The organism is Candidatus Anstonellales archaeon (genome assembly GCA_038869735.1).
Taxonomy (GTDB): domain Archaea; phylum Micrarchaeota; class Micrarchaeia; order Anstonellales; family CG1-02-47-40; genus JAWCQO01.
Genome location: JAWCQO010000002.1, coordinates 102,381 through 128,465, shown reverse-complemented (window position 1 = coordinate 128,465; position 26,085 = coordinate 102,381). Strand labels below are relative to the sequence as shown.

General features: G+C 40.3%; 27 protein-coding genes. 10 read left to right on the top strand and 17 right to left on the bottom strand.

The window, feature by feature from the left end:
- The first annotated feature begins 16 nt into the window (after positions 1–16).
- Positions 17–1,105 carry a tRNA (guanine(10)-N(2))-dimethyltransferase gene (locus tag QXF67_01520; GenBank protein MEM3060197.1) on the top strand — a complete coding sequence of 363 codons (1,089 nt, stop codon included), beginning with the start codon at positions 17–19 and terminating at the stop codon, positions 1,103–1,105.
- 215 nt (positions 1,106–1,320) lie between these two features.
- On the opposite strand, the gene QXF67_01515 is transcribed toward QXF67_01520, so the two are convergent.
- The 3 genes from QXF67_01515 to QXF67_01505 all read right to left on the bottom strand — a co-directional run bounded on the left by QXF67_01515 (position 1,321) and on the right by QXF67_01505 (position 4,292).
- Positions 1,321–2,214: a M48 family metallopeptidase gene (locus QXF67_01515; GenBank protein MEM3060196.1), complete on the bottom strand. Its 894-nt coding sequence runs from the start codon at positions 2,212–2,214 to the stop codon at positions 1,321–1,323.
- A 119-nt stretch (positions 2,215–2,333) separates the two neighbouring features.
- The gene (locus QXF67_01510) at positions 2,334–2,891 is read right to left on the bottom strand and encodes a LemA family protein (GenBank protein MEM3060195.1); all 558 of its coding nucleotides are present in this window, start codon (positions 2,889–2,891) and stop codon (positions 2,334–2,336) included.
- Positions 2,892–3,056: 165 nt separating this feature from the next.
- Positions 3,057–4,292, bottom strand: a complete 1,236-nt coding sequence (locus QXF67_01505) for a hypothetical protein (protein ID MEM3060194.1) — start codon at positions 4,290–4,292, stop codon at positions 3,057–3,059.
- A 248-nt stretch (positions 4,293–4,540) separates the two neighbouring features.
- Between QXF67_01505 and pyrG the strand changes: the two genes are divergently transcribed.
- Complete coding sequence (gene pyrG, locus QXF67_01500) at positions 4,541–6,157, top strand: CTP synthase (glutamine hydrolyzing) (protein MEM3060193.1); 1,617 nt, start codon at positions 4,541–4,543, stop codon at positions 6,155–6,157.
- 342 nt (positions 6,158–6,499) lie between these two features.
- Here pyrG and QXF67_01495 read toward each other — a convergent pair whose 3' ends face one another.
- From QXF67_01495 to QXF67_01480, 4 genes are all read right to left on the bottom strand, one after another.
- On the bottom strand, positions 6,500–7,099 hold the full coding sequence (locus tag QXF67_01495) for a DUF350 domain-containing protein (protein MEM3060192.1): 600 nt from the start codon (positions 7,097–7,099) through the stop codon (positions 6,500–6,502).
- 67 nt (positions 7,100–7,166) lie between these two features.
- A complete protein-coding gene (gene rnhB / locus QXF67_01490; GenBank protein MEM3060191.1) occupies positions 7,167–7,805 on the bottom strand; it encodes a ribonuclease HII in 639 nt (212 codons plus the stop codon).
- Positions 7,806–8,045: 240 nt separating this feature from the next.
- Positions 8,046–8,303 (bottom strand): PRC-barrel domain-containing protein, encoded by a 258-nt coding sequence (locus tag QXF67_01485; protein ID MEM3060190.1) that lies wholly within the window; start codon positions 8,301–8,303, stop codon positions 8,046–8,048.
- 176 nt (positions 8,304–8,479) lie between these two features.
- Entirely contained in the window at positions 8,480–9,163 is a 684-nt protein-coding gene (locus tag QXF67_01480) for a hypothetical protein (GenBank protein MEM3060189.1), read from the bottom strand.
- 179 nt (positions 9,164–9,342) lie between these two features.
- Between QXF67_01480 and QXF67_01475 the strand changes: the two genes are divergently transcribed.
- Positions 9,343–10,113 (top strand): isopentenyl phosphate kinase, encoded by a 771-nt coding sequence (locus tag QXF67_01475; GenBank protein MEM3060188.1) that lies wholly within the window; start codon positions 9,343–9,345, stop codon positions 10,111–10,113.
- Positions 10,114–10,218: 105 nt separating this feature from the next.
- Here the strand turns inward: QXF67_01475 and QXF67_01470 are convergent, their stop codons facing one another.
- Complete coding sequence (locus QXF67_01470; GenBank protein ID MEM3060187.1) at positions 10,219–11,496, bottom strand: adenosylhomocysteinase; 1,278 nt, start codon at positions 11,494–11,496, stop codon at positions 10,219–10,221.
- Between the two features lie 39 nt (positions 11,497–11,535).
- Here QXF67_01470 and QXF67_01465 point away from each other — a divergent pair, with 39 nt between their 5' ends.
- Entirely contained in the window at positions 11,536–12,468 is a 933-nt protein-coding gene (locus tag QXF67_01465; protein MEM3060186.1) for an adenosine kinase, read from the top strand.
- On the opposite strand, the gene QXF67_01460 is transcribed toward QXF67_01465, so the two are convergent.
- Entirely contained in the window at positions 12,451–13,734 is a 1,284-nt protein-coding gene (locus tag QXF67_01460; GenBank protein ID MEM3060185.1) for an amidohydrolase, read from the bottom strand. The genes QXF67_01465 and QXF67_01460 overlap by 18 nt on opposite strands.
- 51 nt (positions 13,735–13,785) lie before the next feature.
- On the opposite strand from QXF67_01460, the gene QXF67_01455 reads away from it, so the two are divergent.
- On the top strand, positions 13,786–14,139 hold the full coding sequence (locus QXF67_01455; protein ID MEM3060184.1) for a hypothetical protein: 354 nt from the start codon (positions 13,786–13,788) through the stop codon (positions 14,137–14,139).
- 23 nt (positions 14,140–14,162) lie between these two features.
- A complete protein-coding gene (locus QXF67_01450; GenBank protein MEM3060183.1) occupies positions 14,163–15,326 on the top strand; it encodes a tripartite tricarboxylate transporter permease in 1,164 nt (387 codons plus the stop codon).
- A 31-nt stretch (positions 15,327–15,357) separates the two neighbouring features.
- Here QXF67_01450 and QXF67_01445 read toward each other — a convergent pair whose 3' ends face one another.
- The 3 genes from QXF67_01445 to QXF67_01435 form a co-directional block, all read right to left on the bottom strand.
- Entirely contained in the window at positions 15,358–16,215 is an 858-nt protein-coding gene (locus tag QXF67_01445; protein MEM3060182.1) for a thiamine pyrophosphate-dependent enzyme, read from the bottom strand.
- 17 nt (positions 16,216–16,232) lie between these two features.
- Complete coding sequence (locus QXF67_01440) at positions 16,233–18,047, bottom strand: 2-oxoacid:acceptor oxidoreductase subunit alpha (GenBank protein MEM3060181.1); 1,815 nt, start codon at positions 18,045–18,047, stop codon at positions 16,233–16,235.
- A 212-nt stretch (positions 18,048–18,259) separates the two neighbouring features.
- Positions 18,260–19,636 (bottom strand): hypothetical protein, encoded by a 1,377-nt coding sequence (locus QXF67_01435; GenBank protein ID MEM3060180.1) that lies wholly within the window; start codon positions 19,634–19,636, stop codon positions 18,260–18,262.
- A gap of 42 nt (positions 19,637–19,678) precedes the next feature.
- Between QXF67_01435 and QXF67_01430 the strand changes: the two genes are divergently transcribed.
- Complete coding sequence (locus QXF67_01430; protein MEM3060179.1) at positions 19,679–20,308, top strand: hypothetical protein; 630 nt, start codon at positions 19,679–19,681, stop codon at positions 20,306–20,308.
- A gap of 77 nt (positions 20,309–20,385) precedes the next feature.
- Here the strand turns inward: QXF67_01430 and QXF67_01425 are convergent, their stop codons facing one another.
- The 5 genes from QXF67_01425 to QXF67_01405 are packed head-to-tail and all read right to left on the bottom strand — an operon-like array spanning position 20,386 to position 24,215.
- Positions 20,386–21,162, bottom strand: a complete 777-nt coding sequence (locus QXF67_01425; GenBank protein ID MEM3060178.1) for a geranylgeranylglyceryl/heptaprenylglyceryl phosphate synthase — start codon at positions 21,160–21,162, stop codon at positions 20,386–20,388.
- Positions 21,143–22,129 (bottom strand): NAD(P)-dependent oxidoreductase, encoded by a 987-nt coding sequence (locus tag QXF67_01420; protein ID MEM3060177.1) that lies wholly within the window; start codon positions 22,127–22,129, stop codon positions 21,143–21,145. Before QXF67_01420 ends, QXF67_01425 begins: the two co-directional genes overlap by 20 nt.
- 22 nt (positions 22,130–22,151) lie before the next feature.
- The gene (locus QXF67_01415) at positions 22,152–22,793 is read right to left on the bottom strand and encodes an N-glycosylase/DNA lyase (GenBank protein ID MEM3060176.1); all 642 of its coding nucleotides are present in this window, start codon (positions 22,791–22,793) and stop codon (positions 22,152–22,154) included.
- Positions 22,794–22,807: 14 nt separating this feature from the next.
- The gene (locus QXF67_01410) at positions 22,808–23,368 is read right to left on the bottom strand and encodes an MBL fold metallo-hydrolase (GenBank protein MEM3060175.1); all 561 of its coding nucleotides are present in this window, start codon (positions 23,366–23,368) and stop codon (positions 22,808–22,810) included.
- Position 23,369: 1 nt separating this feature from the next.
- Complete coding sequence (locus QXF67_01405; GenBank protein MEM3060174.1) at positions 23,370–24,215, bottom strand: NFACT RNA binding domain-containing protein; 846 nt, start codon at positions 24,213–24,215, stop codon at positions 23,370–23,372.
- 96 nt (positions 24,216–24,311) lie between these two features.
- On the opposite strand from QXF67_01405, the gene QXF67_01400 reads away from it, so the two are divergent.
- Genes QXF67_01400 through QXF67_01390 form a run of 3 tightly spaced genes read left to right on the top strand, consistent with a single transcriptional unit; the run spans position 24,312 to position 26,085 of the window.
- The gene (locus QXF67_01400) at positions 24,312–24,833 is read left to right on the top strand and encodes a hypothetical protein (GenBank protein MEM3060173.1); all 522 of its coding nucleotides are present in this window, start codon (positions 24,312–24,314) and stop codon (positions 24,831–24,833) included.
- 5 nt (positions 24,834–24,838) lie between these two features.
- Positions 24,839–25,084, top strand: a complete 246-nt coding sequence (locus tag QXF67_01395) for a hypothetical protein (protein MEM3060172.1) — start codon at positions 24,839–24,841, stop codon at positions 25,082–25,084.
- Between the two features lie 20 nt (positions 25,085–25,104).
- Positions 25,105–26,085: a hypothetical protein gene (locus tag QXF67_01390; GenBank protein MEM3060171.1), complete on the top strand. Its 981-nt coding sequence runs from the start codon at positions 25,105–25,107 to the stop codon at positions 26,083–26,085.

Sequence of the window (26,085 nt, the reverse complement as noted above, 5' to 3'; positions counted from 1 at the left end):
CGCTTAGGGGTAGATGATGGCTGAAATAGTGGAAGAGGGAAGCGCAGTATTAAAGATAGATAAAGGAGTTTTTTTTAATCCCAAGATGGAAATTTGCCGCGACCTGTGCTCTCTTGCAATAAGTGGAATAAAAAGGGAGGTAGACATCTGTGATGCATTCTGCGGCTCGGGAATTCGAGGAGTCAGATACAAAATTGAAAATGAAAACGTTGGCAAGGTAATATTTGCTGATAGAAGTAAAAAAGCAGTTCTATGTGCAAGAAAAAATGCGCGCATAAACAAAATCAAAGATGCGTCATTTTTTGCAGGTGATGTGCGAATACTCTTGATAAGCAGAGAGCATGCGTTTAATTTTATTGAATATGATCCATTTGGTTCACCTGCCCCTTTTATTTATGATGCATGCAGATACCTTGAAGAATGCAAGAAAGGTTGGATGTCTATAACTGCGACTGACACAGCAGTTCTTTGTGGCTCCGAATACAAGGCATGCGTCAGAAATTACGGTTCTTTTCCTCTTCATAATGAAATGTGCCATGAGATTGGGATTAGAATATTGATAGGAATGGTACAACGGAGTGCTGCCCAGTTCAACTTATTTGCGTATCCTCTGTTCTCACTATCAGATCAGCATTATTTCAAGATAATTATTGAAGTTGAAAAGGACGCTTCAAGAGCGTACGAAGCAGTAAAGAGGCAAGGTTTCGTATTATATAATCAAAAGACATTGGGATATAGGATAGAAGAGAAATCATTTGGATGCAAAAAAGAAAGAGATGAGGTAGTTGCAGGTCCATTGTATGTTGGGAAGCTCCACTCGGATAATCTTCTAGAAATTATGAGAGCCAAAAACAAAGAAAGAAAGTATCAGCTTGAAAAGAGAATTGAAAAGATTCTCGGACTGATGGGTTCAGAAAATGGCATGCCTCCACTTTATTATGATTTGCATAGATTGGCAAAAAAATACGGTTTTTCGCCTCTAAAGACAGAGATTGTCGTTGAGAAGTTGAGGAGTGCAGGATTTTTGGCCTCTAGGACTCACTTTCGTCCAACAGCAATAAAAACCGATGCAGAAACAAAAGATTTGCTGAGTATGTTAAGGTAAAGAGGATTTGAGTTTTAGGCAGCTTAAAAATAAGAGCCTTGATGGTTTTCTCTTTGTCTGGAGTATATGCCATAGCTTTTATCTTTTTTCTCAGACCTTTTTACGGTTATTAGGAAGCTGTCTTTTTGAGTTGCTTTGTTTGGTAGGGTGTGTTTGGTCGCACAAATATGGAAGAAGAGAAAAAAGAAATCGGTGAGGAGATATAAGAAAAAAGATTACATTGCCTTTAGAGCTTTTATTCTCTCCTCTATTGGCGGATGAGTTGAAAAGAGATTTGCAAATTTGCCTCCAAACGGATTGACAATGAAGAGTGGAGCTGCTGATTCTGGAACATCTAGCGGTTGCTTGGTTTTTCTAAGTTTCTCAAGAGCGCTTGCAAGCCCAAGTGGATTTCGTGTAAGTTTTGCAGCTGATGCATCGGCCAAAAATTCCCTTTTTCTGGATATTGCGAGGCTTACTAATCGAGCGATTATCGGAGCTAATATTATGAAGAGGATTGCAACAAAGAGAAGCATGATCTCAAACCTGCCTCCTCTTCCTCTGCTCCTTTCACCGAAAGGATAGTATGCCCTCAAAAAGAAGTTGCTTATGATGCTAAGAAGTCCAACGAGAACAACAGCAAGGGTAGCAAATCGGATGTCATAATTTTGGATATGAGATATTTCATGAGCAAGAACTCCTTCAATTTCCTCTCTATTCATGAGCTCGATTAAACCCCGAGTAACTACTATTATCCCATGCTCTGGATCCTTCCCTGTCGCAAAGGCGTTTGGTGAGGGCGAATCCATTATATATATCTGAGGAGTTGGGATGCCCGCTGCTATTGCAAGTCCTTCAACTGTATGAAAAAGGTGTGGATATTCAGATTTTTCTACTTTTCGTGCTCCGGTTGCAGCGAGGATGATTTTATCAGAGTAGTAGTAACCTCCAAAAGAATAGAGAATGGAGAGAACTAATGCAAAAACAATCAGAATAGGACCGCTACGGGGCATTAGAAGAGAAGCAATAAGCCAACATGAGGCAAATACTAAGAGGAGTATCACTCCTAAAAGAAGATAAGACTTTATTTTGTTTTGAGTAATCTGTTCATAGAAACTCTTACGCTCCATGTGAAAAACCTGCAAAAGAAACTGATAAGATTATTCTAAAAAATTATTCTAATGTTGTGTGCGTAGTTCGATGGATTTGGGTGTACTTGGATTTTGAGCTTTTGACCTTTTGGTTTTTCTTATTCAAACTTTACTTTTACTGGCTTGGTATCCTCCTCTTCAACTCTGAAGTAATCCTTTTCTTTTAGGTTCATCAGAGCCGCTATTATGTTTGTCGGGATGGATTGAATTGCTTTATTTAATTCGTACACGGAGTCATTGTAAAACTGGCGGGCATAAGCAATTTTATTTTCAATTCCTGAGAGTTCTTCTTGAAGCATCTGAAAGTTTTTAGATGCCTCGAGCTTAGGATAGTTCTCAGCAACTGCAAAAAGGGATTTTAGTGTTTGAGTAAGAAAATTGTCTGCTTTTGCCTTTTCCTTAACAGATTTGGCGTTGAGTATGGCTGTGCGGGCTTTTGTGACTTCTGTAAAAACGGTCTTTTCATGCTTTGCATATCCTTTTACTGTTTCTACAAGGTTTGGAACAAGATCTGCTCTTTTCTTTAGCTGCACGTCTATCTGTGCCCAAGCATTCTCAATGCGGTTTTTGAGAGTTATTAAGTGATTAAAGGTGAGAACCGCATAAAGAAGCACCAATAATAGGATACCGGCTATTAGGATAGATAACTCTAACATCGTAATATCACCAACTATTTAAACTCTTTATTTCTTTATAAGTTTTTTGTTAAGTAGCGTAAGCTTCGTTCGCATTTGCTTTCTGGTAGCTTGTAAGGTTCTCTATTAAGGCTGTAGGGTGCAGTACAAAGAAAACGGAGACGCAAAGTAGACTTCTCCGTTTGGTTAGAAATCGGTTAGGCGGCTTTGAGGTATTATCATAGATTTTTTTAAGTAATCGGAAATAGGTACGGTGAGTTTTGTTGAAAGATAGCGAAGAGCGGCTTTTATATCTTCAAAGCAGAGTGGCTTGTTATCAAAGCAATGTATGGCATTCTCACGGACTTCCCAAACTCCAACAGGAATTTGGTAATCTTCATAGATTTCTCTGAAAACTACTGCTCTAGCTTGGCGTTTTACTTTGTGTAAAAGTCCCCACAGGACCCCATATCTGCCAGCGTAGTACCCGCCTGCTTCCGACTGAGCATAATCGCTTCTGCCGCCGTATGGTTCGTATTCGTGAGCAATTGACGTTGGGGTAGAAGAGGACATAGAGATGGTGGACTCAAGCTTCTTTCGAGGTACTGATATGTCAAAGCCCATCTCTTGTAGTTTTTTCATGTTCCAGAGTGTGTTTTGAGCCCATGCCTCGAATTGCTCAAACTCCCAGCTACCTGGAAGAAGAAGAATCTCAAAGTGGTTATGCAGGTATTCGGTTGAATATACTTGGATTTCGCATAGTTGAGGAAGGAGCTTTACCTTTTCTATCATAGCTTTTCCTATAATGTCATCGATGGCAGTTATTGCCCAGCGGGTTGGAACCAATTTTTTTGTTTCTTTTTTACCTAAGATTCCTGCGCTCAGTAGCTTGACCAAGTAATAATTTTCAAATCCCCAATCATAAAGTTCGTTTATTGCTTCCCTAGCTGGTAAGCCTTCTTCTATTGCTTCATCAACACGCTTTGGGATTTTTGGATTTTGAGCAACCCGCATCTCTTTTAGAGGGGCGCTTGGCCCCATGGGGGGAGTAGTAGTAGATACTTCAAGCTGAAAATGCGGTTTTTTAACAAATTTGACTTCGACGTCAACTGGAACTGTACTCATTATTGCTTCTTGGGCCTCCAAAAGATGTCTGTCACGGGAGAATACCTCGCAATTTCTCTTTCCACGCACAAGCATGGAGCAGTTTTCTAAAACTTTCTCATAGGGTAGCCCCCACCAGTCCTTTGGGTTGTCGTTTACTTTCTCCCATGAGACCATAGGCCCCCAGTTTACGTTTGGGTACCCATGCCAACCCACAAAAAAGGATGGAGGCGTGGGTCCAAACATATGTTCCTTTAAAAAAGATTCTGCCTTTTTTTGAAGGAGGAGTTTGTGGTGTATCAGCGGGTTTGCCCGAAGGGGAGAAAACCGCGGGAGCATGTAAAAGTTCCACTCAGGTGATTTAAAAATAATTTGAGAGGGGTAGTCCGGTTGAATAGTTAAATGCTAAGACCAATGCGTCCTTGAAAATTTCTGGGTTATTGAAATGACGGCTACCTGTTGCAGGTCAGGATAGGGATGTAAGATGAAAGATGAATATTGCATTAAAAGGGGATAAGTAGATAAGAGGCAAGGAGTGAATGGGAAAAATAGTAATATAATTTAAAATGGAATGCCCATAATAATGCATGCAAGCAAAAAAGAGGAAGTTTTTAGTTGTTGTTGGCTCGCTTATGAGCGGTCTTGGAAAAGGTGTTCTTTGCGCCTCTTTGGGAAAAATTTTGCAGAGCATGGGTTATAGTGTTGTGCCGATAAAGTTTGATGGCTATCTTAACGTGGATTGCGGTACAATGAATCCATTCCGCCATGGGGAGGTATTTGTACTTGATGACGGAACCGAGTGCGATTTGGATTTTGGAACTTATGAGAGGTTCCTAAATATAAACCTGGACAAGGACAACAGTCTCACTGGCGGGAAGATTTTCAAAAGAGTAATAGAGAAGGAGAGAGCTGGAGAATTCTTAGGCCGAGATGTGCAGATAGTGCCCCACCTTACAGATGAAATCAAATCACACGTAAAGATGGTTGGAGATAAATGGGACGCTGACGTTGTTCTAATTGAAGTTGGAGGCACTGTTGGAGACCTTGAGAATGGATATTTTCTTGAAGCAATGCGCCAGCTAGCATCAGAAGAGCATGTGCTTTTTGTTCAGCTTACTTATGTTATGAGCGTAGCGCCTGGCGAGCAGAAAACAAAGCCAACACAACATGCAACCAAGCTTCTGCTGAGTTTAGGAATTCGGCCCACAATAATAATATGCAGGGAAGATGAGAGATTAACGATGGAGACAAGAGAGAAAATTGCACTTTATTGCAACGTCAAAACAGACGCAATATTCGACAATCCTGACTTGGAAAACATATATGAGCTTCCGCTTGTTTTAGAGACCCAGGGTATGAGTAAGGTTTTGAGCAGGGAACTTGGATTAGAGGTAAGAAAAGTTGAGCTTGGGGAATGGAAAAAGCTTGTCGAGAGGATAAAGAAACCTGAAAAGAAGATTGTTGTTGCAATAGCTGGTAAATACACTGCTGTAAAAGATGCGTATATATCAATTTCAGAGGCTTTAGTCCATAGCGGAGCAAAATTAGGAGCGAAGGCCAAAATAAAATGGATTGATACTGTAGAGATTGAAAAGGGAAAACGTGCTGAGGAAGCGCTTGATGGTTGTGATGGACTTATAGTGCCGGGGGGATTTGGAAGGCGCGGTGCAGAAGGAAAAATTGAGTGCATAAGAGTTGCGAGGGAAAGGCGGATGCCGTACCTTGGCCTTTGTTTTGGAATGCAGCTTCAGTGTATAGAATACGCAAGAAATGTTTGTAAATTAAAGGGAGCAAATTCGACTGAACTTGACGAAAAGACGCCTTATCCTATTGTTGATCTACTTCCGGAACAGAGAGGAGTAACTTTAAAGGGAGCTACTATGAGATTGGGTTCATATGAATGCATACTTGAACCTAACTCAAATGCATATATGGCTTATGGAAAAGCGCGAATCTTTGAACGGCATCGACACAGATACGAGATAAACAACAAATATCTAGAAGAGCTAAAAAATCGTGGTTTAGTGGTGTGCGGAAAATCTCCTGACGGAAATATTGTTGAAATGGTCGAGTGGAGAGATGGATGGGGTGTCGGAACGCAGGCACATCCTGAGTTGAAAAGCAGGTTTTTATCTCCTTCGCCGATTTTTGTAGCTTTTATTGATGCGTGCTTAAAGGCGAATCGTGCTAAGAAGGGAGTTTAGAGGGGAAACGCACTAACCCAGGACTAAGATAAGTATCCAGCAACATCTACTCAAACTCTTTTTTGCTTCTGCCTCGTTTTTTCCAAGGCTAACCCGAGACTAAAATAAGTAGCCGGGGGATCTACCCAGCTGCTAATTCTTTCTGGCCGATTGTTAGTGCTTTCTTCCAGTTATTAACTAGTAAATCGTCAACGAAAAGTGCCAGTAAGACGCCGTTAGAATACGCCGTTGAAGTGGTGTTAGTGCTTTCTTCCAGTTATTAACTAGTAAATCGTCAACGAATCTTCCAGTTAATCCAGTTAATATACTAGTAAATGTGGCGTCCGGTTGCATCTAACCTCTCTAACCTCTTGCTACAGGAATTTTGGCACCAAGAGTAAGGTAGCATCCGGTTGCATCTACGGGAAGTCCGGCCTCTGCAAAGGATATCGCAATGGAGCAAGAGTTCAGCGATTCTGTTGTAATGAGAGTTGACATCCCAGCGTTTACAACAAATGAGACGGATAAAATGACACTGCCTATAAACACTGCCATAGCTACGTTGTTTTCTTTTAGCTCTTCTATTTCTGAGATATCTTTTGTGATGTAGTCAAGAAAATTAAAGGCAAAGTATATAGTCACGATTGCTACAAGAAGTGCAAACACAAGTTTAACTAGATTTATGAAAGAAAGAAGCAGTATTAAGCTAATGTCATAGTTGGGAGATATGCCTTCTGTAAATCCAGCAACTCCTGATGATACGACAGTAGCTATTGATAGTATTATGGAGGCTATTAAAATGCCGACGGCAGTATTTCCTTTTTTTAGTTCTTCTATTTCTTCTACTCTTTCAGTAAGGCGGTCAAACGCTTTTATTCCGATATAAACAGATGCTATTGCAAGAACTATGCTTGAAACAAATTTTATAAATCCAAAGAGCAAGCCAACAAGGAGGTCAGCCATTATCCAATCACCACCACAAAAAGGATAAAACGAATAACAATTTAAATATTGCTATTGGCAGGGTTAATCAGAAATCAAAAAGCTTTTTTTGTGAGATATCAGAAACCGTTTTCCATTTTGTTCTTATATATGGAATAATGGCTGGATTTTTTATGTTTTTGGAAAGGAAATTGATTGTGATTGGGTCAGAGGTATATCCTGAACCAAAGTCCAAATGTGTTTGCTCTTTTATATTCTCTATTTCTCTATCTCTGACCACCTTTGCAACTATCGAGGCTGCACCCACTATTGGGTGGGCCTCCTCTGCCTTGTTTTCGCAAAACAGGTTGATCTGCTTTTTTAAGTATTTTTTGATTCTTCTTGCAAAATTTGCTGGAGGGTTGTCCGGCGCGTCTATATAAACTACGGGTGGAAGAATTGATGCCTTCTGCAAAAGGTAGGCAACTTTCTGAGCTTCTATCTCATTTAAGTTGTAGTTCTCCATTAGCCTGTTTAGTTCAGATGCAGAGATTATGACCCATGAAGTCTTGCAAAGTTTCCTGACGACATAAAACAGCGCCTCTCTTCGTCTTGGCGAGAGTTTTTTTGAGTCTCGAACCCCGATTTCTTTTAGTTTGAACTCATTGAGAGGATCTATTACAGTCAAACAGATAACCATAGGGCCTAAAACGCATCCTCTTCCAGCCTCGTCGATGCCACCTATCATACAGAAAAGAGTAGGAAAATAGAAATTAAAAATAGAGGGGTAAAGAGTGAAAGCTTGGCCAGTATATCTCAATAGGCAAGAGGTTCTTATTTTTTCTTGAAGCAGCAGGAAAGAGGATAAGGGATATCTTTCGTACGCTTTAAATCTATTAACCCGATTTTTAGTGAGTCGCAACTCTAAAAGCCTTGTTTTGGTTGCCTTTTTTTAAGCAAGAAAAAATTTGGAGGATTAGAGGATTTTTTAATAGCCTATGCTTTTTTTGTCGACTATCATATGGTCAGAGGCGGCTAAGACTGCTTCGTATGGAATGGAAGCAAGACCTCCCTCTCGCTTCATCTTGCGAGCTGTCATATTATCGAGATTTGGTTCAAATAGTATGGACTCAAGCTTGCCAGACGTCTCGCTGATAGTTATATCAACGAGCCTTCCAAGATCCTCTCCGTCGTTTGTTATTATTCTCTTCCCTGCTAACTGCTTTGCAATAATAAACTTTGCCATTAGCATCACCTTTAATATTGGTAAGTAAAGCTTATTTATTCAACTTTAAATATCTTTCGCAGAATCTTGTTTATAAAGTATTGGCACCTTTTTCTTCGTGGATGTTGCTTTTAAGGTTATTTTCAAGTATGATGAATATCTGCTTTTTTAGGAAGTCTTTTATGAGGAAGGGAATTTTATTCTGGAATACGTTTTATAAAGTCCGATGAGAGAATCTCAACGCTGAGATTTTTACCCTCCATGGCAAGTAAGACTCTCTTTTGCGAATCTATCCAGAGAAGATAATCGTTATCGCCGGGATTCACGCTCACTTTTACTTTATAGGCGTTTCTACCGAATTTTTTTTCTTCGTTTACGTAGTTGTAGGTATAGTGTGTCAGAGAGCGAAGTCCGAGCGGTTCAATGCGCGACGTTAGATTTCTTGACCATGACCATCCTGGTTTAACTGAGAGCATCCATCTATCAAACATGACATAGTCCAGGAACGTCTGATTTTGTGCCAGATTGCGACCTTTTTTGTCGAAGCATCCAACGTTAAATGAAAGATTTTGGATGTGAAGGTCTACAAGTAAACAGCCAAAACTTCCCTTAACTGTGTAATTGAAAACAATAGTCTTGCCAGCACTTCGCTGTAAATAAGAGTATGACTCTCCTCCTGTAAGCTGAAGTGATGTAACTTCTGATAGCGGGACTGATTCAAAATTACTTGTTATTTTTGGAGGGGATACAAATGAAAAATAAATGAAGACCAACAAAAAAAAGACTGTGAAAGCTCCTGCAAAGAAGAGAAAGTCGTTTACCTGCTCCCTTGTGTGATCTTTTGGACGGTTAGGTGGCTGTGCGCTTTTTGTCTTTTTCACTTTTCTCCTCCTCTTGAACATTTAAACACTCTAATATATATGTTTTGCTACATGCCCGCTTATACATTTTGTAAACTATTATGAGGAGCAAAAGCGAAGAAAGACTGAGTATTAATATGTTTTGCATCACAACAAGAGTGGATGAAAAAAAATAAAATGATTAGAGTTGGGGGGTTTGCTTGATAATAATAAAGATTGGGGGAAGTGCTATTAGTGACAAAACAAAAGTGGCAAAACCAAGATTAGATAGGATTAGGAATATTGCAAGGGTCATTGCAGAAGCTGCCAGAAAGATACCAAGCAAGCTGATAGTGGTTCATGGAGGAGGATCGTTTGGTCATCCATATGTCATAAGATATGGGATAGACAGCGGAGTTCATACAAGAACGCAGTGGAAAGGTTTCTCTAAAACAAGGGAAAGCGTGCTTTCACTCTCATTTCTTCTTTCAAAGGAGTTTGAGAAGAATGGAATGAAGATGGCGGTGATTTCGCCGTTTTATTTTATTATTCAGAAAAACAAGAAAATTTTGAGGTTTGATAAAAGCACTATTGCTCTTGCGCATAAGAGAGGTTTTACGCCTCTTCTTCATGGGGACATGGTTTTTGATTTGAAATTGGGAGGGAGTGTTTGTTCCGGTGATGCAATAGTCTCGTATCTTGGAAAGGACGCAGAGAAGATAATTTTTATAATAGACGTGGATGGAGTGCTAGATAATGAAGGAAAAACAATAAGGAGAATAGTGTCAGCAGACTTAAAAAAAGTAAAGGGTTTTTTTTGGGATGCAGGAGGTTACGATGTAACTGGTGGGATAAGAAAAAAATTAGAGGAGATTATGAAAATAGGTAAGCCTGCTTATATTGTAGGAGCAGATAATTTAAAGGGGATAGAAAACTTGATATTGGGGAGAGAGGAGAAAAAATGCACAATAATAGAAGCTAGAAATCGCTAGGGGAAATCTTGAGCGACATCGTTTGTTTTTTAATGAGTGAAGGTATTTTTATCAGCTCCTGGTTGAGATAATTTTTCTTGTTAAGCAAGCCTCCGCTTATGTTCATTATGTTCCTATTCTCCAGGTTCGAGAATAATTTAGTTGTTGGACCGTGGGCGGGGGAAGAAATATTTCGTGAGATTCAAGCGCAAGCCTTGCAACTGTATTGTCTATCTCAAATGGTACGGGTAGCACAGCTCTCTCCAGTTTGCCTTTGTTGCAAATCAGGTAGCGGATGCATAGTGCTTGAATTGCAAATGAACCATCCATTATTTCTATTGGGTGTCCTTGGGCTGACGGGCGGGCAAGGTTAACAAGCCTGCCTTCTGAGAGCAGGTAAAAGACTTTTCCCGATTTTAGCTTGAAGCGTTCGAGATTGTTTAAAATTTTTTTGCAGATGCATTGTTTTTTTGCCCAGCCAATTTCTATCTCGTTGTCAAAATGCCCAGCATTTGCAAGAATTGCTCCGTTTTTCATTCTTTTTATATGGGAAGCAGAGATTGCATTTTTAACGCCCGTTGCGGTTATAAAGATGTCTCCAATCGGGGCTGCCTTATCTATGCTCATTACGCGAAAGCCGTCATAGAGTGCCTCCAACGCTCTATGGAATCCTGATTCATGAGGTCCCATCGTGCCTCCGACTTCACAGACTATGACGTTTGCACCCATCCCACGCAGCCTACTTGCTATGCCTTTTCCACACCACCCATAGCCGACAACAACGCAAGTCTTTCCTGCGATGAGCTTGTTTGTTATTCTCATCAATGCATCAAGAGTGCTCTGGCCGGTCCCATATCTATTGTCAAAAAGGAACTTTGAATAGGCGTTATTCACAGCTATCACCGGAAACTTTAATTTACCTGCCCTCTGCAACGCAAATAGTCTATTTACGCCGGTAGTTGTCTCTTCACAACCTCCAATTATTTTTGGGATAAGTTCCTTGCGCTTTGAGTGTATAAGAGTAATTAGGTCAGAACCGTCGTCAATAACTATATCTGGTTTTGCATCAAGAATCGAGTGCAAACACGCATAATACTCTTTTTTTGTTTGACCAGCCCATCCGTAAATACCCATCTTGGATGAGAGTGCCGCAGCCACAGCATCATCTGTAGAGAGCGGATTACAAGATGCGGCATAAATCTCTGCTCCACCTGCAAGGAGTGTTTCAAGAAGGACTGCAGTTTTCTTTTCCAGGTGGAGAGCAACGGATATAGTCAGGCCTTCCAGCGGTTTATCTTCCTCAAACTCGTTCTTTATTTTTCTGAGTATTGGCATGTTCTCTCGGGCCCAGGAGATTTCTTTTTTGCCTTCCGCTGCCAAGGAAGGATTTTTTATTTTACTCATGATTGAGATTAGATATGCAAGAGTTTAAAGGTTGACGATATGGCACGATTTGATGTTTTTGGAGTTGGTACGCCAGTTATCGATTATTATGCATATGTTAAGAATGAGGATGTTGATAAATTTGGACTTGTAAAGGGGTCTACTAATTATTTTTCTAACAGAGGGGAATTGGATAAAATAGGAAATAGGGTTAAGATAATAAAGAAATCTCCAGGAGACAATGCACGAAACGTTTGTGAAGGGGTTTGCTATTTGGGAGGGAGTGCTGCTTATGGGGGGGCCGTAGGCAAAGACGAGGACGGAAGACTATTTACAGATAGCTTGGAAAAAAATAAAATAGAAGCAAGCATTGAAGAATTATTTAAGAGGAAGACTGGAAAAGTCGTTGTTCTTGTTGATGAAGGTGGAGATAGGACTTTTGCTGCTGATTTAGGTGCTGGCGAGTGGTATGAGAAGGTGGATGAAAAAAAGATAAGTAATTCATCTTTCTTTTATGTAACGTCAATCACTCTTTGCAGAGAATCAAAAACAGCTGAAACGGCCTTAAAATGTTTAAAATGCGCAATGGATTATGGGATTAGGATTGCCTACTCGCTTGAAAGTCCACAATTGGTCCAAAAAAATAGGGAGAGAATACTCAAAACTATTGAAGAAGGAGCGTATATTCTCTTTGCCAACATGGAGGAGCTAAAAGCACTGGCAATTGATGCTAAGGAGTTTTCTGAAACGGTTCCTCTTGTTTGTCTTAAAATTGGAGCAGATGGCTCGGCTATCTATCATAATAACAGCGTTATTAGGATAAGCGCCAAAAGTGTGACGAACGTCGTTGACACTACTGGCGCCGGAGATGCTTACGCAGCAGGTTTTTTGTTTGGCTTATCAAGAGGGGCTGATTTGAAGAAATGCGGTCAGATTGCAACTGAATTGGCTTCACGAGTAATTGGAAAGGTTGGGTCAGGATTGAGTGATTAATTTTTCTGATTGCCTTTGAGCTTCTTCTATCACCTTATTTTCGTCAAACGCAATTATCTTTCTATCTTCCATAAGAAGCTTTCCGTTTACTATAGTATGGGTGACGTTTCCGGGATGTGCCGAATAGACTATATTTGATATTGGATTGAAGTTTGGAGTGGTGTTTGGAGCTTTTGTATCAACAAGAATCAAGTCTGCAAGTTTTCCTCGTGCTATTTCTCCGGCATCTATTCCTAAAGCTTTTGCTCCTCCAACAGTTGCAAAATCAAAAGCTTGATTACACGTTACGGCTTTTGCATCCCACCGTGCATGCTTTTGCGAAAGCACAAGAGTTTTCATGGTTTCAAACATGGATAGGGAATTGTTGCTTGCTGGGCCATCGGTGCCAAGAGAAATGGTTAGACCTGATGAGATAAATTCCGGAACGGGGGGAGCACCACCTCCAGCAAGTTTCATGTTTGAAACCGGGCAAAGAGCTACAGAAACGTTGTGTTTTGCAAGAATGAGTATTTCCTGTTTTGAAAGCCAAACGCAATGCGCAGCAATTAGGTTTCCTGAAAGAAAGCCGAGGGACTCAAGATATTGTACGGGTCTCTTGTTGGTTTTTTTGAGAATGTCAATTAGCTCATTTCGCGTTTCTGAGAGGTGGATATGGAGTTTACAACCAAGAGCCTTTGATATGCGACTTGCTTCCTTGAGTAATTTTTCGCTGCATGTATTTGGAGCATGAGGGCATATGGACGCTGTAATCCTGCCTTCTGCTTTTTTATTCCATTTGCGAGCAAAGCGTTCAGCCTCTATGAGTTCTTTTTTCATTTTATCTTCTTCTTGGTGGTCTATCATTCCGTAGCCAAGCGTTGCTCGTATGCCGCTTTTATCAACGGCTCTTGCAACCGAATCCATATGGAAATACATATCTGAAAAACAAGTTGTTCCAGAACGAAGCATCTCTGCAATCGAGAGCATTGAACCTGCATACACTGCCTTAGGGTCCATCTTCTTCTCAGCTGGCCATATTTTTTCGCTTAGCCATTCTTTTAGAGCTAAGTCATCAGAGTAACCCCTCAAGAGAGACATTGCTACATGGGTGTGGGTGTTAATGAAACCTGGTATCAGAAGACTACCATTTGCATTTATCTTAAACTCTGAAGTTTTGTTTATTGAGGAGGATATTTCTTCAATGATGTTTCCTTCAATGAATACATCTTGTTTTTGTACCCTGCTACCTTGTGAGAGGACTGATGCTTCCTTGATGAGAATTGACATAAATAAAATTGGAGGTGCTGTTGTTATAAGTCTTCCGAGAAAAATATTTGTATGGAGATTTCGCAGAGAAAGCTCATGATATTGTCAATCGTTCTTGCAGTTTTAGGAGTTGCAGTGGCCTATTTGTATTTTGATTATGGCTATGAAAAAGTTGAGATCGGAACAATTCAGAGCTTGCCTGAGGGGAGGAGAGTTTATTTTGCTGGCTTTGTTAAAGAAATTGTAATTGCAGAAAGAACGAAAGTAGTTCTTTGCGACGCAGCAGTAAATTGTATAAACGTGTATTTTAGAGCCGACATTTACAATCCGACATTTATTTCTAAAGGCGAGGTTGTGAAAGTAGAAGGGAGGGTTTTAGAGTATATGGGAAGAAAACGAGTTGAAGCAGAAAGAATATGGAGCTAGTATGAGTAGATATGTGTGGGTACTTGCTGATAATTTTTTTTGGTATAATTGTTGGTGGGATAAGCGGTATTATTCCTGGATTGCACACTAATACCCTTGCTTCGATATTGGGGTGGAATTTTGATGGCTCTGATATTTCTCTTCTTATAATTGCTATTTTTGGTTCGCAAGTTGTATTTTCATTCGTACCTGCAATTTTTTTTGGAATTCCTGATGAAAAGTCAGTTGTTTCCGTCCTCCCTGGCCATAGGATGGCAACCCGTGGAAGAGGGTACGAGGCTCTTTTGATATGCTTACTTGCTGGTGTCCTTGCTTGCATTGTGTCTTTGTTGTCACTACCTATTGCTATTTGGTCCTATCCTCTTGTTTATTCTATTTCTGAGCGCTTTATTCCCCTGCTTTTAGGGTCCGTTCTCTTTTTGCTCATCGCAAAAGAAAAGGACATGGTTTCTCGTTTTTTGTGTTTAGTAGTTACATTAACAGCTGGGCTACTTGGGTTTGTGGTTCTCAACAGTGGAAATCCTGATCCTCTTTTCCCTCTTTTTTGCGGGTTGTTCGCCGTTAGTGGGATTGTGTTTGCAACTATGGGAAATGAAAAAAGATTTTCACAACAAAGGGATATGAGCACAATAAATTTTGATTTTGCTCCAGAGATTATTTTTGGAGTAATTCTTGGGTGGTTGGCAGATCTAATTCCCGGAATCTCTTCGCCTGCCCAAATGGCACTTTTAGGTGGTCTTATATTTTGGAGAGAGGGTGAAAAAGAAGATGCGCGAAAATATTTGGCACTTATTTCTGCAATTAGTGTTTCTCAAGGAGTGTTTGCTTTTGCTTCGCTTGAGGCAATTGGAAAGGCAAGAGTGGGGGCTCTTGCAATCGCAAGCGAGATTTCTGAGAGTAATATTCTGTGGATGGTGGGAATCTTTTGCTTTTCGTTTGCGGTCGCTTCAATTGCTCTGCTTGGTCTTTCAAAAATTATAAGGAGATTAGAGACCGGAAACATCAAACGAACATATCCTGTGATTCTAGGATATTTAATTTTAGCTGTTTTGTTGGTCTCGGGAGTTGATGGATTGATAATCTTGCTTGCCTCTACACTAGTCGGAAGTCTCCCAAACATCTTAAAGACAAGCAGGCTTGCACTTATGGCGTGCTTGATAATACCAACAATTTTGTATTACATGTGATAGTAGAACATTTTAGTGAGTTGAGCAGAGCTTATTCAAATTCGTCGAGAAGCCTTTCTATGTTTACATTGGATATATCATGGCGGTGTAATGGAGTTTTTTGAATTGTTGGAAGCTCATCTTCATAGGTTGGGCGAGATTCGCGGTAAAAAATACCTATTGGAATCTTCCCCTCTCCCCACTCAAGCGATTTTTGGAATGCGGCAATCTTATCTTCCGGATTGTGATTTTGTTCTTCTAATTTATAGCAGTTTTTCTGGAAAAATGAGTAGGTATTTATTTTATTGAATATGACGCATGGCTGGAGAACATCAACAAGAGAAAAACCTTTGTGAGCTATTGCCTGAGAAAATAGTGAGGTTAGATGCTTTAGGTCTCCTGAGAACCCGCGAGCAACAAATGTTGCACCTGTTGCTATTGCAAGCGAAATTGGATTTATGGGGATTTCTATTACACCATGAGGGGTACTCTTTGTCTTTGCTCCCTTTTCGCTAGTGGGTGAAGCCTGTCCAGTAGTAAGGCCATATATCTGGTTGTTGTGGACAATGTAAGTGATGTCTATATTTCTTCGCATGCAATGTATGAAGTGACCCATGCCAATTCCGTATCCATCTCCGTCTCCACCAACAGCAATAACCTTTAGGGTATGGTTTGTAAGTTTTATTCCTGTTGCTACAGGCAGCGCACGTCCGTGCAACGACTCATATGCATATGTTTTTGCAAAGTGAGGAAGCTTTCCTGAACAGCCTATTCCAGAGACAATTACTGTATCCTTTGGATTGCAATCTCTTTCTGCAAGAGCGTTTTTTAAGGCTAGGAGTATTGCATAATTTCCACAGCCAGGACACCATGTTGGTTTGTTTGGGGAGTTAAATTCTGCTGTATTCATTATCATCACTTAGGGTGTTAGTAAAGACGCTTTATCTCATCCGCTATTGCAATCGGGTCAAATGGTCTGCCATCGTATTTCAGAAACACATTCTTTATGAAAAAACCTGTTTTTTCTCTGATAAGTGAGCGCATCTGGGCTTCTGAATTCCCTTCACATATAAGTTGCTTTCTGCTTCTTTGCAACTCGTTTAAAACTGAGAGCGAATCAAAGGGGCATGCCCAACTTATGTGCATAAATTTAATCTTGAAACCCTGGTCTTGAAGAAGCTTTAGAGCTTCCAGGCAGGGGCCCTTGGTAGAGCCCCATGCTATAAGGAGGAATTCCGCATTTGGGTCACCGTATATTTTTGGTCGGATCAAACTCTGCGGCACTGAAGCAAGTTTTCTTGCTCTTTTGTCTATCATTGCAACTCTCATTTGGGGATCTTCCGATGTAAAGCCGGTTTCATCGTGTTCATAGGAAGAGGCAACGTGCATTCCGTTCTCTTGACCAGGAAAACATCGGGGGGAGATTCCATCTTCTGTAAATACATGTCTTTTGAAAACAGGATAAGATGCATCGCTTTTGCTTTCGAAGCGCTCATCCATCCAGTGTCTGAAATTTTTCATTTGCTCGTCAGTCATTATTTTTCCTCTATCTACGCAAGCTCTATTTACATCAAATCGGTTGACGGTTGCATACTGTTCTGCCAAGTACTTATCAGAAAGGATTATAGCTGGGACCTGAAGCTTTTCAGCCAAGTTCATAACGTCCACCGTACCATAGAAACACTCTTCTACGTCCCCAGGACAAAAGACAAGGCGAGGAAATTCTCCCTGAGATGCATGAAGAACGAATTGGAGATCAGCCTGCTCAGTATAAGTTGGAAGACCTGTGGAGGGCCCACATCTTTGCACCTCAACAATTACGATGGGTTGCTCTGATATTCCTGCCATTCCAAGTGCTTCAACCATGAGTGAAAATCCACCTCCGGATGTTGCCGTCAATGCCCTTGCTCCTGCAAACGCTGAACCGCAAATCATGTTTATTGCCGCAATCTCATCTTCAGTATGCTTTACTACTAGTCCAAACTCCCGTTCGTATTTTGCCATCAAGTGCAGGATGGAGGAGGAGGGGCTCATAGGATATTCTGCAACAAACTTGCATCCTCCGCGCAATGCCCCAAGACAGATTGCTTCGTTTCCATTTAAGAGAAGTTGGCCTCTAATTTTTTCTCTTATTTCTATTTGAAGAGAGCCAGATTTGCCAAGATTGCTTACATACTGGAACCCTTCTTTAGCTGCGGTGATGTTCTTTAGGGCTATTTCTTCGCTCTTTTTTGTTTCAAACATCTTATTTAGTTGAGCTTCAACAATATCAATGCTTCCACCAAGTAAGCACATTCCAGCACCTATTGCAGCCGAATTCTCATAAACTGGATCTCCCTGTTCCTTTGCAATTCTTGAAAGTGGCACAGAGATATAAGAAACGTCGTCTCTCTTTTCTTCGCTGTTAAGTTCAAATGATTCTCCATCGTATATTATAGCACCTCCTTCAACAACTTCATCCCTGTGGAAAATCGCAGAGTTTTTATTTAGACATAAAAGAAGATGGACTGGTCCTAGCAAAGAATGGACTCTTCGTGTGCATGCCCTTACTGTTTGTGTGTTGTGCCCCCCGCGTATAAGTGAGGGATAATCATTTTCGGAGAATATATAAAACCCAAGATCTTTAAGACATCGGGCAAGAGTAAGTCCAATCGTAGCAACGCCGCTTCCGGCTTCTCCACCTATCTTGATGGTTACGTCATTAAGGGGCGTGGTTATGCGGCTTTTTTCGTCTTTGTTCATCTGGGTCGCCTTTTGAAGTCTTATTTATTTGTGGAGTTTACTCTTTATCAAAGACATTAATAAATATTTTTAATTGGCAAATGACGAAAGGGAATAAAGGATGCAATTGAGTGCGTCAGAGTCAAGTCACGACATCATTGGATTTTGCCTCAGCGTCGTATTGCTCATCATCCGACACCATGAGAGGTTGAAAAGAATTCTAATCTAGAATTCTAATCTTTATAGAATATCTGCTTCCACAAGAAATCGTATAATCTAAGACTTAGGTCAAACAATTTGTGAGAAGAAAAAAACCACTTTGGATAAAAATTGGAAAGTTTGTGGATATGCCTGAAAAAAGCAGTATCTATTTCTGAGTCAAAGCCGTCTGGTTTTGTTATATCAAAGACATATTCATTTGGGTCTGAGAGTAATGGAAGATGAATGGATAGCGGGTCTCTAATCTCCCGTATCTCCGTTCCTTTTCCAAAATGTTTTTTGAGTAGCGCATGGAAAAGTTTTTTTGGGAGAAATGCGTTTGAGTATTCTACGCTGATTGTTGACGATTCAGATGAATGCATATAGAGATCTGGAGGGTATGGCTCATATATTATGATGGAATTTGAGCCTTTATCAGGAAGCAATTGGAGGAGATTTCCACTTAAAGCGTTGATTGCTCTCACCACCCGAACTCCACTTTGCGTAGCTTCAGCCTGAGCGAATGTTGGATGAAAAATTTTGTTTGTTTCTACACCCTTTGAGCGAAGAAGCTCTAGCATATATTCGTACACTTCTCTATTGAGTTTTTTCCAGTTCCGCGTGTGGAGTATGGCTTTTTCTATCTGCCGATTTAAATGGGATTTCTCCATGCCCTCAAAGATGGTTTTTGCGTTCTCTAATCCATCTAAGCTCTTTATGGTGGTCATGAATACACCTATTTCCCTGCCCCAGTCGGAATAAAGCTCGTTTAGATAGGATTCGTATGTTGTTACATGGTCATATGTCATCTTGCTAATTAGAGCTGAAAGGGACCAGCCATTTATGTGAAGATTAAACTTTTCTGATATGCTCTTTACGGTACGGTTTCCATAATCCTCTCCTATATCGTGAAATAGGCTCAGGATTATGGCTTTAACGTCCCCACCAAGTACGGCAACGTCTCGGGCTACTGAGAGAGGGTGCGCTATTGCGGGGCTTCTATTGTCCTTTCGAAGTGTAGATCCATAAACGCCTTTTAGATGGGTTATTGCTTCTTCAAGCAATTTGGCCTCGTTTCTGTAAGAAGGTGTATGTCCAAAATGAGTCATGAACGCGGTAAATATCTGTTTTTCCAAGATACTGATTGACGGATAAGGAGGCTGATGAAGCAAAAGATAGAGAAGCTTTTCTCGCGAACTTGGTAAAAGTGGTATTTTGTCTTCCTGTGGAAGGGTTTCTGAAAGGATAGAAAAGAGGTGAGTGATTGCAGGTCCATTTGCTGGTAGGGGATGGGACTCTCCTGATTCGGAGTGGTTGCTTCTTATTTGGCTGTGCAGACGTCTAAAGACTCTTGTTGGTGAGGAAGAATTATGAGGATGTAGTTTGTGTTGCTTTTGGTGGATAGTTAGCATAAGAATTCGATAATTAATTTGATTTTTTGATTATTTAAGAATTTGGATGAGAGAAAAGGGTTAAATCATTTTTGGGAGTATAGGGATAGGATAAGCATGAAAAAGGAAGTTGTGGTAGGGATATTGATTATAGTTGTGGTTATTCTTATCCTCATAAAGCCATGGGAAGCGGCAGTGAGCGCTGAAGACGCAACAAAATACGTGATGGAGGACATGAGGACAAAATACCCGAATGCTGATATTATAGAAGTGTTATCCACAAGGGAGGAATACGGGTCATACAAGATAAAGGGGAGAGTTTCATTTGAGATAACATCCAAATGTCCTCAAAGACTTCACCTCTATTATGATTATCCTGCATCGCATTTTGTGACTTGGACAGAAAACATAACGAAAAATTGCAAAGTATGTGAAGGACTTCCAAAATGTATAGTTGCTTTTGAGGAAGAAGCAGTAGCAGCTTCTCACACATATTCTGGAGGTGAGAGAGCGCGGAAGTATCTTGAAGACTATCCTGATGCAAAGGCTTCTTGGAGATTTTTAGATGAATTCGAAGGAAAAGAAGAAGTTTGGCTTGTTATTTGGAAATCACCAAAAGCAAATAGTATTTTAAAAGTTTATATCTCAAAACCTGAAAACCGTATTCTGAAGGTAGAAGAAGAACAAGGATGATTAGACAGACACTATTTTTCTCTTTTTCTATTCTAATAAAAGATAAAATAAGTAAGGCTGAGAAAAATTTTGCTTGTTTACTTCGTTTTTTGCAAACCACTATTCCTTATGGCTCTTACCATTTCCCCTACCAATTTTTTTAGATTTTTTCCATGTTCAAGCGCTGTTCCTACCTGAATTGCATCTGCTCCTGCCTTTATTATACCGGCAGCTTGAGTTGGAGATTTTATACCGCCAGCAACAATGTAAGGGATATTTATAGTGCTAGAAACTGCTTTTACCATATCAAGTGGGATCGGACCAAGTGAGGGATTGCTTCCTGCATCCGTTAAAACGAATCTAAAACCCATATATTGAGCGGAAAGAGCGTGTGCTGCTGCAATTTGCGGTTTATTGCGACTTATGAGATTTGCATCCCCAACATAACCGACTGTTCCACCCGGCTCAATAACAATATAGCCTACTGGCAGTGGCTCAATTCCAAGAAGTCGAATTGAATTTGCAGCCAACATCTGCGCTCCTGTTATCCAATAAGGGTGTCTGCTGTTAAGGAGGGACATAAAATATACTGCATCAGCATATTTTGATATGGTGCTTATGTTGCCTGGAAAGAGAATGACAGGTACGGACACTGAGCTTTTGATTTCTTTGGTTACGGTATCAAGAAGTTCTCCTTCTGCCCCTATGCTGCCGCCAACAAGTATAGCGTCTGCTCCTCCTTCGCAAGCTTCTCTTCCTGCTTTTATTGCATCTTCTTTGTGTTGGTAGTCTGCAGGATCAATAAGAGCAAGAAGAAGGCCTTTCTTTTTCTCTATTTCTTCTAAAAGGTATTTTTCAGTTCTCCCAACTTTCATTAAGCTCACCTTTCACTTGTCTGCTTTTATACTGCTCAGATATATTTTTTATACCATCCTCTAGGCTTATTCTTGGCCTCCATCCAAGCTCCTGCCATGCTTTTGTAGACGAGAATGAGCGATTTGAAGAGAGGATGTCTATGTATTCTGATTTGGTAGGTGAGAAGAGACAGGCGGCCTTTGCTAGGAGGGGATGGATTCTTTTTTGCGGAGGCTTGACGTCAAGATATTTGGATGCCAAAGACAAAACTTCTGCTTGAGTCTTTTTTTCTCCTACTATGTTGTAAAATGAACCTGAAGGTACGTTTGAGGTGAGAGCGAGGAGGATAGCATTTGCCACGTCCTCCACGTGAACAAAGGGAATGACGTTGTTTCCATCACCGATGATTCGCATTCTTCCACACCTTAGTAACTCAAAAACCTCCCTATAACCGGCATCAAATCCTGGTCCGTAGACCACCCCAAGACGCAAGATTGTAATCGGCAGTCGCTTGCTATGTTCAATACAATATTCCTCTGCCTTCATCTTGCTTTTAGCGTAGATTGAATCTGGGTTAGGTTTTCTTTTTTCATCTACTTCTTCTTTGTCTAATTTCTTTCCATAAACCGCAATTGAGGAGCAGTGGATAAATCTCTTTATGCTGTTTGGACAAATTTCCAATAGATTTTTTGTGCCATCTGCGTTGATTTTCATCATCTTTTGTTGATTTGAAAAATCAACACTTCCTGCAAGGTGGATTATTTTTTCAACGTTACTGACCGCATCAATTAAGCTTCTCTTGTTGGTGATGTCGCCATAAACTATCTCAACTTCTTCGCCTAAACTGTTTATGCTTAAACTGTTTATGCTTTCTTTTTTCCTCACGAGAGCACGCACTTGCTCTTTCTTTTTTATTAGGTTTTTGATTACTACACGTCCGATTCTGCCTGATGCGCCCGTAACCAAAATCGTATGAGAATTACTCAAAGTCTACACCTCTAATAGTTGTCTACTTAAAGATAAAACCCGTTTCTCTTGCCCATAAAAGCAAATCAAGATGAGGAAGGGGTATTTTTTTCTCTTTTGAAAAGTCCAAAAGTTTTTCTTCTATATGGAGATAATCTGTCTTTTTAAGTGACTTTGGGATAGCTCCCTTTTTCATTATTCCTTCCCGAGCAATATTCTTCAAAATGTGCCTATCAAGAATTGCAAGTGTTTTTCCAAATCCTATATTGCGCAAAAAGTGTGATGCCTCCTTATAACCCATTCCCTTTACGCTTCTGACCAAAAATTCGCGGGCTTCCCGTTCATCCCTTTTAGCAATTTCCAACACTTTGGTCAAGTCGAAGTTTCTTGCGCTAGCAATGTACTTTGCTTTCGTATTAAAAAAGCGCACTCCGTGTTTTTTTATGACCGGAGCTATTTCTTCTGCTCTTCCAACTGCAAGAAGGCCGGCCTCTTTAAGATCCTGAATTGCTTTGTTTGCTCGTATGGCTGACGATTGTGGAGTTAGTAAGCAAAAACAGAGTTCTGCAAAAATTAGGCTCTTGTTGCCTGTGCGCCCTAAAGATTCGAATTCGGATATCCTTGCCTGAATGGCTGTTTTTAACCTTCTGTATTCTTCTTTTAATATTGGGCCTTTTTTCCTCATTCTTAAGCATCTCGCTAAAGAGTTCTTTGTTTTCTTCTTTCAATGTCTCCGTGTCCTGGACAGAGAAGCTTGTATGGTAGGGATTCTATTAGATTTAGTGAATTTATTATTTTATTTTCGTCGCCGCCAAGATCGGTTCGTCCCCGCCCTCCTTTAGCAAACTTTGTATCTCCAGAAAAAAGGATTCCTTTTTTTCGTTCAAAAATGCAAACGCTACCGGGAGTGTGCCCTGGCGTGTGAATTATTTCAAGAAAAAATGGTGGGAATAAAACGTTGAATTTTGAAAAGGCTTTTGCGTTGTCAGGAATTTTGATATATGGACCTTTAAAGGAAAATTCTTGAGGATGAAGATAAACTTCATTCCAGCTACTTTTGACTCCTAAGGTATGGTCTAGGTGTCCGTGTGTTAAGAGGCAGATGTCAGGGTCAAAATCAAATTCTAGAATCCCGCTTCCGGAATCAATAAGGAGAGTTTTTCCATTGCGGCCTATCAGAACGTAGACATTAGAACAGAGGCCTTCTTGACTTGTAACCATAAAGACGCCATCTGCGATTTGCACTTTTTTTTGTTTCATGTTAGCCCCTCGCTCCTTTATCGGTAAATTCTGAAATTACCCTAAACTTTCCAGAAGGCAGAAGTAAAAGTATTTCTTCCTTATCGCAAGAGAGTGCTTTAGCAATCTTTTTTGCAGCTTCCTGCTTGTCATCTTTTCCCCTAGGATAGATTAGAACTGAGTTGTGCATTAAATTCATTTTTTCAGGAACTACTCGTGGAATTCCTTTTTCATCAACATACAGTTTTAAACCCAGAGGGATTTTTCTAAACCACTCCCGTTCTCCGGTGATTGCAAAGCCACCCTTGGGAATAAATCCTCCATGTGAGTGCTTTGAAAGTTGATTTTTTCTTACTGCATAGACATCTACACTTGCTGCTCCTACCTTCCAAGCAGAAGAATAAGAAGCCGCAAACTGAGCACTAAGGAGCTTTTCTGGATTATCGGCATGCAGCCCATTTTTTAGTACCGTTGCGGGAGCTCCTTGGATATCTGCGTGAAAAAAAAGGTCGTTGTCTTCTATATATTTCGAATAGATTAGGTCGTTTTGCTTACTGCTTCTTCCGGCAATTACGAGTTTTTTTTGAGGAGTGACAAAGAAGTGAAATTGCTCAAACCATTCTTTCTTTCTTTTTATACTAAAGAGACTTAGAAGTTGGGATGAAGAATCCCTTAAGCTATTGGACCCCCTATCTTTTTGCTTTTCTGATTTTAGTTTCTCAAGTTCAAGGATACTCTGAGCAAGGGCGGCCTTTACTCTAGAAAGTTTTACTTTTGCCTTTTTTGCCATCTCAAAATAAGTTGAAGCATTTTCTTGAGCGCTTTTTGATGCATCTAGCTCAACAATCGTTTTCTCATCCTTTGCCATTGTAATATAACTAATTTGAGATTGCTTAAAAGCTGTATTGTTTTTGAGACTCAAGACCTACATTACATTTAAAAAATGTCAGAGAGTAAAGGAATTATGCCTCCTTCGCAAAAAAGAAAAGAAGAAGGGTCACCCGATTATGGTATCAGTCAGGTTGCAATGGATACTCCTTCTGCAAAAATGTGGCCAATAACAAATATTTTACTTGCTGCCGGAATGGGCAGCTCAATAATAGTGGCATTTCATATTGTGAAGCTGACCGTTTCACTTATAAGAGTTTCAGAATTAAGAGTCTACTCGTGGATTTTGTTTCCTGCAATCTGCGTAGCATCTTTTCTTGGGGGTATGATCTCTGCTTTTGTACTTAGAAATTTGGAGGGACGAGTAATGGAGAGAGGCGTAAATGCCTTTACGGGTGCTATATGTGGCCTTTTTGGTTCTGCAATTGGTATCTTTATTACAATAGCGATTGATGTTTACAATAATATAAATGCAACCACTGATGTCTTGGTAATCGCAGTAATTTCAAGTATAATGTTGGGTGGTTTGTTGTCAATAGGTTCTGCTATCTTTGCTGCGGCTGGAGCACTGATGTTTGTATTTTTGGTTAGGAGGTAAGAAAAATGGCATATATAGAAACGCTTCTTGCTGGAATACAGGCCACTCTTACTAACATCGGACCTGTAATATCGCTTATACTTATTGTGCTTGGAGGTATAGTATACGGCGTTGCACAAACTCAACCGTCCGAAGTCAAAGGAAGGTGGCAGAGCGTTGCAATTGGGATGATTGTCGGCGGCATTATTGTTGCAGCTATACTTGGGGCTGCGGTTATTATACGGGACACTTCGCTTAAACTACTTCAATAGCTCAAACCGACTCGAGGCTTATGATAGTGGATGAAAGCTTTGCAAGAGCAAGCTATGCTATTGCTTCAACGCTAGTTCTGATATCGATAATAATTTCCGGTATTTTGATAGGCTTAGGGAAGGCGTTTTCGTCAAAGCGCCTAAGCGCTTTTGGTTTTGAGGAGCTCTTTCAGTCGATAATAAATGGAGCTCTTGTTGGAGGGGCATTTACGATTACCACCATAATAGATTCGCTAGGAAAGGAGAGTGTACCTCCAGGGCTTCTTTTTGATGGTTGTCTTGGAGATGCGTCTATACTTGCAACGTCTCTTTGTAGCCTTAACAAAGTTTATAGCCAGCTCTCAGCGCTTATGCAGTCGAGTGCAGTTACAACCAACATAATAGGATTTGTTTCTAAACTCTCGTTTACTTTTGGTTCTGTTTCAGCGCAGCCGTTTTTTTCCCTTGAATCTTCGGCAACCAATCTGTGGCTTATACAGTTTTATCTTCTGATCATTATGGTGGCTACGAATATTCAATATTTGATTGTTGATTTTTTATCTAAATACGCACTCTCTCTTCTTTTTCCTATTGGGATATTCTTTCGTTCATTCTTTGCAACAAGAAAAATAGGGGGAGCGTTCATTGGACTTGCGATTGGAGCCTACATATTTTTTCCTCTTTCAATCTATCTTTCATTGTCATTAGAATCTGATGGATGGATAGCGTACGAGGGGCTCTCAAGTACACTTTCAGACTTTCATGCGGATTTTGGGGCTATAGCATCAGTTGATTTATCTGATGGCGCAAACATAAGACATCAAATAGACAGATTAAGAAGCGAAAAGTTTGTTGATAGGGTTGCTGAGATTTTTGCAAAATACTCAGCATTGCTTTCTCTTCTTACTATGCAGAACATTATTATGCCATTCTTTGGCTTTTTAATTTCAGCGTTTGCGGTTATTCAGCTCTCGAGGGCATTCGGAGGCGAGATTTTTGGGGTAAATTTCTGGATGGTGTAA